This is a genomic window from Geobacillus sp. ZGt-1 (genome assembly GCF_001026865.1).
In the GTDB taxonomy this organism is placed as follows: domain Bacteria; phylum Bacillota; class Bacilli; order Bacillales; family Anoxybacillaceae; genus Geobacillus; species Geobacillus thermoleovorans.
The window spans coordinates 15,326-28,704 of the sequence record NZ_LDPD01000026.1 but is presented as its reverse complement, the minus strand read 5'-3'; the positions used below and the strand labels follow the sequence as shown (position 1 = coordinate 28,704).

The following is a 13,379-nucleotide window of genomic DNA, read 5'->3' as shown; positions in this document are numbered from 1 at the left end:
GGAACGAAACAGCGGGTCAAAGCTGCGGCCGTATGAAATGCATCAGGCGTTTTTGCGCTGGGGAGCGAAAGAGGGAGTGGACGTTCTTCTGATCGCCGGCACGTCAGCCGAGCGGGAGAAGCAATTTCAAGAGCTCCGCAGCCAAGGCAAGCTCGATGATGTCTGGTTTTGCTATATGGAAAACCAGACGATTCCGCTTTGGCTCACTGACCCAGGACACCGGCCGCAACGTCCGTTCGTCGACCGGGACGTTCTCCGCTACTTGAAAGCCCGCAACGTTCCGATCGGCGTCTTTTACCGCGACGTCTATTGGAAGTTTCCTGATTTGTATCCGCTCCGCGGTTGGAAAAAAGCGGCCATGCAAATGATGTACCGTTGGGAAGAACGGTTTTACGAGCGGTACTGCGATGTCATCTTTTTGCCGAGCCTCGAAATGGGAACATATGTCGCGATCCGCCGCCCGATGGTCGATTTGCCGCCGGGTGGGAAGCAAAAGCCGTTTCAGCGGTTCGGGACGGCGAAACAGCCGCTGAATGCCATTTATGTTGGCGGCATCAACAATGCCGACTATGGGCTTTTGCTCCTGCTCGAGGCGATTCGCTTGGCAAACCGCCGCAAGCCGCTTGTTTCGCTCACCGTCGTCTGCCGAAAAGACGAGTACGAGCGGCAGCCGCTTGCGGTGAAAGAAGAGCTTGCCGCCTTGCAAGTGCGCGTCGAGCACGTCAGCGGCGAAGCGCTCGACCGTTTGTATGCGGAGATGGATTTCGCCTTCATCCCGCGGCGGCGGAGCGAGTACAATGATTTTTCCGTTCCCGTCAAGCTGGTTGACTATCTGTCGAGCGGCCTGCCGATTGTCGCCACCGCTTGCTCAGCGCAAAAGCGGTTGATTGAAGCGGATGGGTACGGCGTCATTTGCGACGACAACCCGTCGTCGATGGCAGAAGCGATCGCCAAGATGGCGGACATGCTCGAGGAGTGCCGCTTGCGCATTGAGCAGACGTTTATGGCGAAACATTCGTGGGAAGCGAGAGTGGAAAAGGTGAAAGAAACGTTGGTGGGGGGCCTCCGATGAAAGTCGCCTTATTGGCTCCAAGCAAATCGATCCATACGCATAAGTGGGCCCGCTTTTACCAAACGCAAGGCATTGATGTGAAAGTCGTGACGTTTAAAGACCATTACGGGCCGGAGCAAGCGAAAGAAGTCGAGACAGTCGTGCTGCCGAAATGGCTGCCGGGGAAGTTGTCGTATTTTTCCACTGTCTTTTCATTAAAGCGGCTGCTCGCTTCGTTTCGACCAGATATTTTGCACGCCCATTATGCCTCCAGCTACGGGTTGATCGGGGCGCTTGCGGGGTATCATCCGTTTTACGTCTCCGTCTGGGGGCGCGACGTGTATCAGTTTCCGAATGCCAATCGTTGGAACCGACGGATGCTTGAATATACATTCCAGCGTGCGGATGTCATTTGTTCGACAAGCCGTGTGATGGCGAAAGAAACCGGAAAGTATACGGACAAACCGATCGAAGTGACGCCGTTTGGTGTTGATGTCGCCCGCTTCAAACCGTTGCCGAAACAGCCGAAACGGACCGTGACGATCGGCACGGTGAAAGCTCTTTCCGACAAGTACGGGATCGCCGATTTGATTCGGGCGTTTGCCATTGTGCACGAGCGGCATCCGCAAACGGAGCTGTTGATCGTCGGCGACGGGCCGCAGCGGAGTGAATACGAGGAGCTGTGCGCCCGCCTCGGCATCCAATCCGTGACGACGTTTGCCGGCAAAGTTCCGAACGAACAAGTGCCGCTGTATATCAATCAAATGGATATTTTCGCCGTGCCTTCGACTGAAGACAGCGAAAGTTTTGGCGTTGCCGCCGTCGAGGCGATGGCGTGCGGCGTTCCCGTTGTCGTCTCCAACGTCGGCGGGCTGCCGGAAGTCGTCCGTGAGGGAACAACGGGGTTGATCGTGCCGAAAAACAGTCCGGAAAAGCTGGCGGAGGCGTTCGAACGGCTGCTGCTTGATGAGAGGCTGCGGCAACGAATGGGGGAAAACGGCGTCAACCATGTCCATGAACATTACGATTGGACGGAAAATGCGATGCGCATGATCCGATTGTATGAGCAAACGTTGAAAGGCGGTGGAGGGAGTCGATGAGGAACAAAGCCGTCATATCAGCCGCCGCGGTTGGTGCTCGTTTGTTGCCGAAAGCGGAGGCTAAGTCGCGAAGCCGGCGGCTTTCCGTTGGCAAGCTCATGATGACCGTCGGTTCGCGGCAACGATTATACATCCAAGGACAGCGGGACGATGCCAGGGGGGCGTTTCCCCTTTTCCACGCCTCGTTTGCGCTCGCCTCTTGGCGCTCGAAATGGAACGTTCGTTTGCGATTTTTTGGGAAAGTGGTGTGGAGCGGGCCATGAGGATCATTTACCTATGCCAACACTTCCCGCCGGAAACAGGCGCACCGCAAATTCGTGTGTATGAGGTGAGCAAGGAGCTGATCAAACGGGGGCATCAAGTGGAAGTGCTCACGGCGTTCCCGCATCACCCGCACGGCGTCATCCCCAAGCCATACCGCGGCCTGTTTTATTTGTTCGAACAATGGGACGGCATTCCCGTTCATCGGACATGGATTTATCCGTCGCCAAAGGGGAGCTTTTGGAAACGGCTCGCTTCGTATTTTTCGTTTACGTTCAGCTCGTTTTATTCGCTGCTTGTGAAAGCGAAGCCGACGGATGTGATCATTTGCAATTCCCCGCCGTTGTTTTTAGGGATCACCGGGTACGTGGGCGCGAAGTTGAAACGGGCGAAGTTTGTTTTCAACGTCGCCGACATTTGGCCGGAATCGGCCGTTGAGCTCGGCATTTTGAAAAATCGGCTGTTCATCCGAATGGCGAGATGGCTCGAGCTGTTTTTATACCGGAAGGCGTGGAAAATCGCCGCCGCGACGGAAGGCATTCGCGATTATATGATTGAGCAAGGGAAGGCGCCCGAGGATGTCTTTTTATTGCCGAACGGCGTCAACACGGATGTGTTTCGCCCGCTGCCGAAAAACAAGAAGCTGCTTGCGGAATTAGGGCTCGAAGGAAAAGTGGTGTTTACGTACGCCGGAACGATGGGATACGCCCAAGGGCTCGATTCGGTGCTGCGGGCGGCGGCCATCGTCAAAGCAAAAGATGAACGGGCGCATTTCCTGTTTGTCGGCGACGGCCAAGAGCGAGAAAAGCTGATGGCGTTAAAAGAAGAGCTCGGCCTTGACAATGTGACGTTTTACGGATCCGTTCCGGTTGAGAAGATGCCGGAGATTTTCTCCATCACCGATTACAGCATCGTTTCGCTGCGCAACATCGATTTGTTTAAAGGGGCAAGGCCGTCGAAAATTTTCCCGGCGATCGCCACCGGAACCCCGGTGCTGTATTGCGGCGAAGGGGAGAGCGCCGAGATTTTAGAAACATATCATTGCGGGAAAATCGCTCCTCCAGAAAATCCTGAGCAGATCGCTGCAGCGGTTCTCGAGTTGCTTTGCCTTCCGAGCGAGGAATACGAAAAGATGGCGGAAAATGGGCGCAAGTTGGCGGTGGAGCAATACTCATGGATTCGCATTGTCGACGATTTGCTTCACGCCCTTGGCGATGAAACAAAACGCGAATCCGTTTGGCCGACGGAACAATAAAAAAGAAAAGGGTGTCCCGCTCATAAGCAGGATGCCCTTTCCTTTATGTGAAAAGCGGCTATGTTTCCATTTGGAAAGATATTTTCCGACCGCGTCGGGAGTGTTGGAATGCGAGTGATGTTTTCCTTCACAATCGTCATGCTTTCACTCGAACGAGACTTCCGCCCCGCGGAAGTAATGCTCTAAAATTTGCTCCGCCGTCCATCCACGCTCGGCAAATGCTTTTGCTCCGTATTGGCTCATGCCGATCCGGTGCCCCCATCCTTTTCCAGTGACAGTGATCGAGCTAACCCCTGACGGCGAGGCGGAAAGCGGCACGATGCCATCCGTTGTTTGCACCTTGATTCCTTCGACGCCGGCGAGCGAAACCGTTCCGTTCCCTGTTTGGACGGAGTAAGATGACAAGGAAGAGGCGGCGATGTTGCCGCTGGCCGTTTGAATCGACACGGATGGACCGCTTTTTTGCACTTGAATGTCAAACCAGTTGGACGGCAAGATGCCGTAAAATTGATTGCCGTCTAGCGGGAACAGTTTGCGGATGGTCGTTTCATTGCCTTTCACCGTTTTTTCACCTGCCGAGGTTTCAATCGTGACGGCACCCACTTCTCCGTTCGCGCCGGTTTTGGCGATCGAGACGTCGTATAAAACAACCGATGGATCGGTGAACCCGAACGAACGCAGCAGCACAGCTGGGGAGAAGATGAATGACCATCGGCTGTACGGCGATGATTCATACGGGTCATCGACGCTCGCCAAATATGGGTAGGCGGTTTGCGACGAGTTCCAGACGTCGCTTACATTGGCGGTTCTGCCGCCGCTTGTCGAGTGGTAATACGTTTCAATGATACTGCCATTATATTTCAGATACAATCCTCTTGTTGCATCCACTGCCGCGTTCGATCGTGGAGATTCTCCATCATATCCTTTATACGTCTGTGTGTTTGGATTGGTCGTCAAACTTGTTTTATGTTTATAGGCATAGTTTCGGGCCGCAATGGCTTGCGCCTTCAGCGCTTCGAGCGGCCAAGAGGCGGGCATCTCGCTCGGCACGACTCCTTTTAAATAATCTTCCATATCTAAAATATTGACAGCATACAAGACGTTGCTTTGCCGGCGAATGTCGACGCTGCCGCGATAACGGGTTTGATTCACTTTCACAAGCGACAACGGCGCAGCGCCGATCGTTTCTTGAATGGTAAATCCGGTGCTTGAAAAATCCGTCTTTCCATTGTACGTGACAAACACGGTCGAAGAGGAAGACTGAAATGTCAGATTTGTCCCGCTTGGCAGCGGGGTGATCGTCAACGTCTCTTTATTGACGATTTGATAGTTTCCTTCGACGGCGACTGTCACCGATGTCCCTTTATATAAAAGGACTTGCACGGGATTGTTGTACGTTTTCACCCCAGCGGCGTTCGACGCGGAAGGAGAGACGATGAGCAAAAACAGGCCGACGGCCAACCACGCCAATTTTTTCACCGTCTACTTCACCTCACCAAATTCAGCGGCCATCCAACCCCGACGCCCATCAGACAGTTGCACGTTGTACCATTTCTCCCCTTTGCTGTTGGTAAACGGCTGAATATAGACCATCTCTGTCCCTTTTGGAACGGTCGCAATAATCGGATAAGAAGTCGTCGCTCCTTTTCGAATATTGACCGCGGCCGTGGCGATGACGTGCTTGGTGCTGTCGCTGCTGACGGCGGATGTCGAGACATCGCCGGAATAAATCCAACCTTTCAACGATGAGGAGAGGATGATGTTGTACCACAATCCTTGGGAAGTAAGGTGCGCCCCGACCACTTGCAGTGAAGCCCCTGCCTGTTTATAAGTGATGACGCGGTAGCTCGTTGACGCTCCGCTGCGGACGGCCGCATTGTTTTTCACTACATAGACGACAGAAGGCAAAGAAGGCGAAGCGGGTTTGCTGGCAAGTTGTTGTTGAAGTTGTTGAATTTGTTGTTGCTGGGCGGCCAGTTGTGCTTTCAGGTTGGCAATGTCGTTTTTCATCGGGTTGAGCTGGGAAGTCACCCAGTCGACGCTCGCTAACACGACTTCTTCCGATGCTTTCATCGCCGATGGCGTAAACAAGAGGGCGCCTGCCGTCATTCCGACCGCCAGGCTGGCAGCAACGGCCCATTTGGCTTTTCGTTTCATCATGTTCATCTCCCCCGTTTTTGGATATGGAAAGAAAGGAGAATAATAGCTTTCCTAAAAGGCCGGTGAAAAACAACGGATTCGCTCGGTTCATGAGGAATCGCAAGGAATGAAAACGCGATGCTGCCATGTTTCTCAGTTTGACGAACTCCGTCGTAAAGCTTTGCAATCCGTTGCATTACCGGCCTTCTCATGCTATTATTCTCCGAACGCGAACAAACTAGAATTGGCTGAAATACTCTTCCAGTCCTTCGCGAATGCCGACGGCCGCTTTTTGGCGGAACGCTTTCGTTTTGAGCAGCGCCTCTTCATTTGGATTGGAGATGAAGGCGAGCTCAACGAGAATGCTCGGCAGCTCGTTTTTCCGGTTGACGTAAAAGTCTTGCGTTTTATGGCCGCGGTCATATGTTCCGAGCTGTTGGACAAGATGTTTTTGCACGATGGCGGCCAACTGCTCGCTTTTTGGCCCATTGAAGTTGCTCGATACGTTGTAGTACGTTGTCGTTCCGCGAGATGTCCGCGAGTACGAGTCGGCGTGAATGCTGATAAAGGCGTCGTAGTCGGAACTGTTGGCGATCCATGTCCGTTCAGACAGCTCCAAAAAGATGTCGGTGCTTCGCGTCAATTTCACGATCGCTCCGGCCCGCTCCAATTCTTCTTTTAGCAATAAGGCGGTGTCGAGAGTAATATCTTTTTCCCGCGTGCCGCCAGGGCCGATCGCCCCGGTGTCGTGCGCCCCATGCCCTGCGTCAATGATGATTTTTTTGCCCTTGAGTCCGGTCTCGAGAATTTTCAGCGCCAATCGGTCGCTGTAATGGCGCAGGGTGAACGTGTACCCCGGTTCAAAGGTGATGAGCAGGCTGCTGCCGTTCCACTCCACCGTTTGTATGCCTGGAATGTCGGTCGACGGGACTTCAGCGTAGGAAAACGAGCCGGTGATTTTCAGACGATTGCCCGGCAACAACGAATAGGAGACGCGGAAATTAGAAGTTTTTTTCCACGTCAAATAGGCATCTTCGTTGATGGTCGAAAACGTCGGTTCAACGAGACTATTTAAGGCGACGGTAGAGGTGCTTGATTCCTCCACCCATCCGCGGACGCCATTGGATGTTTCGACATTCAGCCATCCATGATATTCGTAAAGGACAGCAAGCCGCTCATTCGCTGCCAACGCCTTCAACGATTGATAGTTCGAAGAGGCACCTCGGCGCAGCGGAGTGCCCGCCTGTTTGACGTATACGTAGGATGGGGCTTTTACTTCAAACACCGGCATCCATCCCGTTTTCCCCGATGCAGAGGTGACTTGCACCCAGTCGAACGGAGATGCTTCTGTCGTCTTCAAAACCGTGACCGTTCGGTTTTTCGCAATCCGCTCGATGACGGCGGCGCTCAACGAAGGTTCGGCAAACAGCGCCGCATTAGCGGTTGTCACCTGCTTTTGCATCCCCTGGCTGGCTGGTGGGGAAAGGTAGGATTTGGTTACGACCGTCTCGTGCACCCAGCCGAGCGTTTTTCCATTGAGGGACACTTTGTACCAAAGCGCTCCCGACGCATCTTTGGCGCTTGACAGGCTGTTCAGTTTGGTTCCTTTTTTCAGTTGGGTGACGACTTTTGCTTTTAAAGATGGAGCTTGCCGCACATTGGCGACCGAAACGCTGACCGTCAGCGGCTGGCCTGAGACGCTGGACGTATCCGAGACACCGCTTGGAACCGACATGGTTGATGACATCGTCAACACTTTTTCCGACACCCATCCCCGGACATGTCCGAGATCAACGCGGCACCAAAGTTCCTGACCATTTGTGACGAACAAATCGATCACTTTGACAGATTGACCGCGTGACACTGTGGCGACGGCGCGGTAATGGACGCTCGCCCCGCGGCGAACCGGGGAGGACTGCACAACGTTCATGAATGTCGGCAAAAGTGTCGGAAGCTGTTTGGGTATGTAGATCTGTTCCGTTTTCACCCATCCTTTGACTCCCGCCCACTCCACACGCACATACTGTTCCCCGAGCGAATTGGTGAACTCGGCAATGATGGAGACGACATCGCCGTTAGACAGTGTTTTGACGACCGGATAGTAAGGGGATGCCCCCTTGCGCATCGCGATGTCGTTGGCGGCGATCACCGCACGCTTTCCGACGAGCATGGAAGGCGGTTGGTTGGAAAAGCTGTCCGCACGCGTCCAGCCGGTGACGCCTCCGTACTCGATGCGGTACCACGTTTCACCATAGGCATTTTGAAACTCGTCTATGACTTTCACTTGTTGGCCAGCGGGAATCGAACCAACGGACCGATATGAATCGGTTGCCCCTCTTCTCAGCAACGAGTCTTGCTTGGCGAACATCACGTTAGGGAAGGCGGAAGAGACATGCGCTTCAGAAAAGTCGTCTGCCCGCGCCCAGCCCGTGATGCCCTTATATTCGATGCGATACCACGTTTCGCCAGCAGCGTTTTGGAACTTGTCGATGACCTTTACTTGTTGGCCAGCGGAAATGGATTCGACGATTTGATAGGAATCCGTCGCTCCTCTCCTCAGCAAAGCGTTATGCTCAGCGACCATGAGTGTCGGTGAGGATGAGGACGGACTTCCATCGGCGGCCAAGGCGGCCGACGGCCACAGCGGGCAAGTCGCCAACAAGACGGAAAGAAGCGTTTTTTTCAAGGATTCGATCCCCCCCTTTTTTCTCAAGTTTGCGTTTTCTATACTATCATAGCGAATTTTGCCGTTTTATCCAACCCGAATTCAGTCCTATTATGAGAAAAAATGAAAAGTTTTGTTGAAAAAGAGAGAAAAAAAGCAGAGGACATGAAAAGTTGTGTTCTTTCATCATCATTGCGGCATGATATACGCTGTAAATGGAAAAAGGCGCCCCATTGCTTTTGGGAGCACCTTCTTTGTGATCGTTAATTTTGGCTTTGTGTGGATGGTGAATCGCTGCGCGTGAGGGAGGCGTTGGACGTCTCGAGCGCTTGCCGCAGCGTTTCATTGATTGAGCTGACCGATTGCTCGTCGGGGATGTAGTAGTACACGCCGTTGATCGTTTCGTCGTATCCTTTCAAATGCAAATTTTCTACATCCGCGTTTTTCATTTTTTGATAGACATAGATGAACGACAACAAATCGGACGGAGGGATGTTCGTCCGCACGTGATCCCCTAAATCGGCGATGATGTCATCCAGCTTCGGCAGCGAGGTGATGGACGTGCTTTTGTCAATAATGGCGCGAATGACTTGTTTTTGCCGCTCGTTTCGGCCAAAGTCGCCGCGGGGGTCCGATTTTCTCATGCGCACATAGGCGAGCGCTTCATTGCCGTTCAACTCTTGTTTGCCTTTATGGAACGTATGCCATTTGAGGGAGCCGGTCAGTTGGGCTTTGAATGTGAACGGAACATCCACCGTGACGCCGCCTAAGGAATCGACAATTTTCTGGAACCCGTCAAAATCGGTTGTCACGTAATAGTCAATCGGTACATCGATCAGCTCATTGACGGCTGCAATTGTCGATTGAATGCCGCCATGACTGTAAGAATGGGTGATTTTGTCTTTCCGCCCTTCGCTCGGGATGTAAACGCGCGTGTCGCGCGGAATGCTCAACAAATACACTTTGTTCGTCTTCGGATTGACGGTCAAAAGCATGACGACATCAGACCGCCCCTCCTCGTCGTGGTACTGGTTTTCCACTCCAACCAACAGCACGGTAAACGGATCTTTGCGCATTTCAATATTTCTTGCAGGCTTGCTTGATGGATCAAGCGCTTGATAAATTTTGCTTGACGCCTGTTTCGTCTCGGAGTAAATATTGTAGCCAAAGGCGCCGACACCCCCGAGCAAAAGAAGAAACACGAGCAAAAATAATCGGCGGAGCCGCTTTTTTTTCTTTCGCTTTTTCACCGTTTTTCTTGTATGATTCATCGTTTAACCCTTCTTTCCTTTACGGTGTCGTTTTAGGAAGACGGAAGCAACCGTTCGGCATACTCCATCGCTCCCGCCTGAATGTCCGCCCTTCCGTTTGTNAGTTCGGTCATCCACTCGCCGAACGAAGACTGGCCGTCCTCGGGAACGAGAACATCAAACGTGACGCGGTCGGCATATTGGATATTTTTAATAGTATATACGGAAGAGCGCAGCTCATTTTCCACCTTCCCAAGCCACGGGTAGTCGATCGTAACATGCATGACGCGCATGAGCCGACGCTCGACGATGCCGGCGGCGTTCAGCCCCTCGGAGACGGCGCGGCTGTAAGCGCGCACCAACCCGCCCGCGCCGAGCTTGATGCCGCCAAAGTAGCGGGTGACAACGGCGACGGTGTCTTTCACCCCTTTTTTCTTCAGCACCTCAAGCATGGGCACCCCTGCGGTGCCGCTCGGCTCGCCGTCATCGTTCGCTTTTTGGATTTGGTCATGCTCGCCGATCAAATAGGCGGAGCAGTTGTGGGTGGCATCCCAATGCTTCTTCTTGATTTGTTGAATAAAGGCGACGGCCTCTTCCTCGGTTTCAGCGCGATTGATATAGCAGATGAACCGTGATTTTTCGATCACGATCTCGCGTTCGCCGTATCCTTTGACCGTGTAATATGTTTGCAACAAAGCAAAACACCTCAACATACAAAAAACGCGAAAACGGTTTAATTTTGTTCATTTTTTTGCATGAATGGCTAGCGATCTACTCTAATTATGGTAAACTGAAAATAAAAGAGCAATAGATAGGGCATGCTTTTATTATTATAAATCGACAACTTTTTTCCTTCAAACAAATTTTGCTGGCGCCCATGCGCACCGCTTGGCAGCGCTGTTGGAGGTTGGCAAATTGGCTGAGGCAAAACAGTGGGATGTGAAGCAGTTGGATCGGATTGTCGAAAAAATGATCGACACCGTTCAACACAGCAAAGACGAAATTTTCCGCATCGGGGAGCAGTCGCGTCAAGAGCACGACCATTTGCTTCGCGAACTCGAGGAGGTGAAGCGGCTGACCGTGCAGGCGATCGAAGAAGCGGATCAGCTGGAAATGAAGGCGCGTCAGGCGCGCCGCCGCCTGTCGGAAGTGAGTCAAAACTTTTCCACCCACTCGGAGCAAGATATTCGCGAGGCGTATGAAGCGGCGCATGAGTTGCATATGAAGCTGACGATGGTGCGCGAGCGGGAGAAACAGCTGCGGCTGCGCCGCGACGAGCTCGAGCGGAGATTGGCGAGCCTTGCGCAAATTATCGAACGCGCCGATTATTTAGTTGGACAAATTACGGTCGTGCTCCACTACTTAAACAGCGATTTCCGCCAGGTCGGCGAGCTTATTGAAGGAGCGAAGCAAAAGCAGGAATTTGGGCTGAAAATCATCGAAGCCCAGGAAGAAGAGCGGCGGCGGCTGTCGCGGGAAATCCATGACGGCCCGGCGCAGCTGCTCGCTCACGTCCTTCTTCGGTCTGATTTGGTCGAAAAGGTGATCAAAGAGCGAGGGACAGAGGCGGCAATCGCCGAGATTCGTGATTTTCGCAAAATGGTGCGTTCGGCTTTGTCCGAAGTGCGCCGCATCATTTACGATTTGCGGCCGATGGCGCTTGATGATTTAGGATTGGTTCCGACGCTAAAAAAATACTTGCAAACGACCGAAGAATATAACAAGGGAGTCCACATTTCCTTTGTACATATCGGCGAAGAAATTCGGCTGCCGTCGCGGATGGAGGCGGCCGTGTTTCGGCTTGTCCAAGAATCGGTGCAAAACGCCTTGAAGCATGCCGAAGCGCGCCATATCGACGTCAAAATGGAAGTGACGTGCCACCATCTGCTTGTCAGTGTCAAAGACGATGGCAAAGGATTTGATCCATCGGTCAAAAAAGAAAATGCGTTCGGCTTGATTGGAATGCGGGAGCGGGTGGAGCTGCTCGGCGGCACGCTCGACATCCGCTCAAAGATTGGCAGCGGAACGACCGTGTTCATTCGCGTTCCGCTCGACCGTTCGACTGACAAAACGAACAAGGAGGAAAGGAAACGATGAAAACACGCATCGCGATTATCGACGATCACCAGCTGTTTCGCGAGGGCATCAAGCGCATTTTGGAATTTGAGGGCGATTTTGAAGTCGTGGCGGAAGGAAGCGACGGAAGCGAAGCGCTTTCAATCGTCGAAACATACCGACCCGATTTGGTGCTGATGGACATTAACATGCCGGACATCAACGGCGTTGAGGCGACGAAACAGCTGATTGAAGCTTACCCTGATACGAAAGTCGTCGTGCTGTCGATTCATGACGATGAAAACTATGTCATGCGCGCCTTGCAGACGGGAGCGACCGGGTATTTGTTGAAGGAGATGGACGCCGATACACTCATTGAGGCGGTGAGAATCGTCGCGGAAGGCGGTTCGTACTTGCATCCGAAAGTGACGCACAACTTGATTCGCGAATACCGCCGATTGACGACGGAAAAAGGCGGCGCAGTGGTTAAGCAGGAGGTGCGCCGCCCGCTTCATTTGCTGACGCGGCGCGAGTGCGAAGTGCTGCAGCTGTTGGCTGACGGCAAAAGCAACCGCGCCATCGGCGAGGCGCTTTACATTAGCGAAAAAACGGTGAAAAACCATGTCAGCAGCATCCTGCAAAAGTTAAACGTCAACGACCGGACGCAAGCCGTTGTGGTTGCGATCAAAAACGGCTGGGTGGAAGTGCGCTAATGGCAATGCCCCCTTAGTTTCCGCCTATTGTCAGCGGATTGGATGGGCGTCTGGCGGCTGGTGTTGAGGGGATCGAGGCAGCGATGCTTCGTTGTTGGTGTGTCCGTGGTGAGGACAAGCTGTTTTGTAGTTGGCGGCAAGCGGCTTTGTTTAGGTCCTTGCGGTGCGCTATCCCCCATTTGGATTCGTAGTGGTGGGCGGTTTGTCTTTTTGGTATAATGGAAGAAAATTTGAAATCAGGAAGGAATGGCGTTCGTGAAAACGGCAATTGTCACCGACAGCACGGCCTACTTGCCGAAAGAGGTGCGCGAGAGGTTGGGCATTCGCCTGATTCCGCTCAGCGTCATTTTCGGGAATGAGACGTACCGCGAAGAGATTGATATGACGGCCGATGAATTTTTTGCCAAAATCAAGCAGCATCCGACGTTGCCGACGACGTCCCAACCGTCGGTCGGTGAGTTTGTTGACTTGTTCACCGCCATTCGCGAGGAAGGATACGAGGCGGTCGTCAGCATCCACCTCTCAAGCGGCATCAGCGGCACGTACCAAGGGGCGGTCACGGCAGGGACGATGGTGGACGGATTGCGTGTTTACGCATACGACTCGGAAATCAGCTGCATGGCACAAGGGTTTTATGCGATCGAAGCGGCGGAAATGGCGCAGGCGGGGAGGTCTCCTGAGGATATCATCGCTCGCTTGGATGAAATGAAACAAACGCTGCGCGCCTACTTTATGGTCGATGACTTGGCCCATCTGCAGCGGGGCGGACGGCTGACCGGGGCGCAGGCGTTCATCGGCGGCCTCTTGCAAATCAAGCCGCTTCTTCGCTTTGAAAACAAAGTGATCGTGCCGTTTGAAAAAATCCGCACGCGCAAAAAAGCGATCCACCG

At 53.1% G+C, this 13,379-nt stretch carries 12 protein-coding genes and 1 pseudogene; 7 read left to right on the top strand and 6 right to left on the bottom strand.

Annotated elements, in window-relative coordinates; translation table 11 throughout:
• The 4 genes from VU18_RS13795 to VU18_RS13780 all read left to right on the top strand — a co-directional run.
• Positions 1-1,072 (top strand): glycosyltransferase (locus VU18_RS13795; protein WP_047758348.1); only part of this gene is annotated, 1,072 nt, incomplete at its 5' end.
• Positions 1,069-2,151 carry a glycosyltransferase gene (locus tag VU18_RS13790; protein WP_014196795.1) on the top strand — a complete coding sequence of 361 codons (1,083 nt, stop codon included), beginning with the start codon at positions 1,069-1,071 and terminating at the stop codon, positions 2,149-2,151. The genes VU18_RS13795 and VU18_RS13790, both read left to right, overlap by 4 nt.
• Positions 2,148-2,414 carry a hypothetical protein gene (locus VU18_RS13785; protein WP_020278882.1) on the top strand — a complete coding sequence of 89 codons (267 nt, stop codon included), beginning with the start codon at positions 2,148-2,150 and terminating at the stop codon, positions 2,412-2,414. Before VU18_RS13790 ends, VU18_RS13785 begins: the two co-directional genes overlap by 4 nt.
• Positions 2,411-3,667: a glycosyltransferase family 4 protein gene (locus VU18_RS13780; protein WP_011232627.1), complete on the top strand. Its 1,257-nt coding sequence runs from the start codon at positions 2,411-2,413 to the stop codon at positions 3,665-3,667. The genes VU18_RS13785 and VU18_RS13780 overlap by 4 nt, the downstream gene beginning before the upstream one ends.
• Positions 3,668-3,811: 144 nt before the next feature.
• Here VU18_RS13780 and VU18_RS13775 read toward each other — a convergent pair whose 3' ends face one another.
• The 6 genes and pseudogenes from VU18_RS13775 to VU18_RS13755 all read right to left on the bottom strand — a co-directional run.
• On the bottom strand, positions 3,812-5,146 hold the full coding sequence (locus VU18_RS13775) for a SpoIID/LytB domain-containing protein (RefSeq protein ID WP_014196793.1): 1,335 nt from the start codon (positions 5,144-5,146) through the stop codon (positions 3,812-3,814).
• A gap of 3 nt (positions 5,147-5,149) precedes the next feature.
• Positions 5,150-5,827, bottom strand: a complete 678-nt coding sequence (locus tag VU18_RS13770) for an SH3 domain-containing protein (protein ID WP_014196792.1) — start codon at positions 5,825-5,827, stop codon at positions 5,150-5,152.
• Between the two features lie 217 nt (positions 5,828-6,044).
• On the bottom strand, positions 6,045-8,492 hold the full coding sequence (locus VU18_RS13765) for an SH3 domain-containing protein (RefSeq protein WP_014196791.1): 2,448 nt from the start codon (positions 8,490-8,492) through the stop codon (positions 6,045-6,047).
• Positions 8,493-8,734: 242 nt separating this feature from the next.
• Positions 8,735-9,742 carry an LCP family protein gene (locus VU18_RS13760; RefSeq protein ID WP_047758300.1) on the bottom strand — a complete coding sequence of 336 codons (1,008 nt, stop codon included), beginning with the start codon at positions 9,740-9,742 and terminating at the stop codon, positions 8,735-8,737.
• A gap of 32 nt (positions 9,743-9,774) precedes the next feature.
• Positions 9,775-9,843: pseudogene (locus VU18_RS20570) on the bottom strand (YigZ family protein); the annotation flags it as partial.
• Between the two features lies 1 nt (position 9,844).
• Positions 9,845-10,416 (bottom strand): YigZ family protein (locus tag VU18_RS13755; protein ID WP_236687421.1); only part of this gene is annotated, 572 nt, incomplete at its 3' end.
• A gap of 220 nt (positions 10,417-10,636) precedes the next feature.
• Between VU18_RS13755 and VU18_RS13750 the strand changes: the two genes are divergently transcribed.
• The 3 genes from VU18_RS13750 to VU18_RS13740 form a co-directional block, all read left to right on the top strand.
• Entirely contained in the window at positions 10,637-11,818 is a 1,182-nt protein-coding gene (locus VU18_RS13750; protein WP_042379189.1) for a sensor histidine kinase, read from the top strand.
• Positions 11,815-12,489, top strand: coding sequence for a response regulator transcription factor (locus tag VU18_RS13745; RefSeq protein ID WP_020278885.1), 675 nt, complete (start codon positions 11,815-11,817; stop codon positions 12,487-12,489). The genes VU18_RS13750 and VU18_RS13745 overlap by 4 nt, the downstream gene beginning before the upstream one ends.
• 255 nt (positions 12,490-12,744) lie before the next feature.
• On the top strand, positions 12,745-13,379 hold a 635-nt coding region (locus tag VU18_RS13740), incomplete at its 3' end, for a DegV family protein (RefSeq protein ID WP_047758345.1).

Excerpts from the sequence above, each read along its gene's own strand:
- VU18_RS13780 (WP_011232627.1), top strand. The coding sequence starts at position 2,411 with ATGAGGATCATTTACCTATGCCAACACTTCCCGCCGGAAACAGGCGCA.
- VU18_RS13790 (WP_014196795.1), top strand. The coding sequence starts at position 1,069 with ATGAAAGTCGCCTTATTGGCTCCAAGCAAATCGATCCATACGCATAAG.
- VU18_RS13745 (WP_020278885.1), top strand. The coding sequence starts at position 11,815 with ATGAAAACACGCATCGCGATTATCGACGATCACCAGCTGTTTCGCGAG.
- VU18_RS13770 (WP_014196792.1), bottom strand. The coding sequence starts at position 5,827 with ATGATGAAACGAAAAGCCAAATGGGCCGTTGCTGCCAGCCTGGCGGTC.
- VU18_RS13785 (WP_020278882.1), top strand. The coding sequence starts at position 2,148 with ATGAGGAACAAAGCCGTCATATCAGCCGCCGCGGTTGGTGCTCGTTTG.
- VU18_RS13760 (WP_047758300.1), bottom strand. The coding sequence starts at position 9,742 with ATGAATCATACAAGAAAAACGGTGAAAAAGCGAAAGAAAAAAAAGCGG.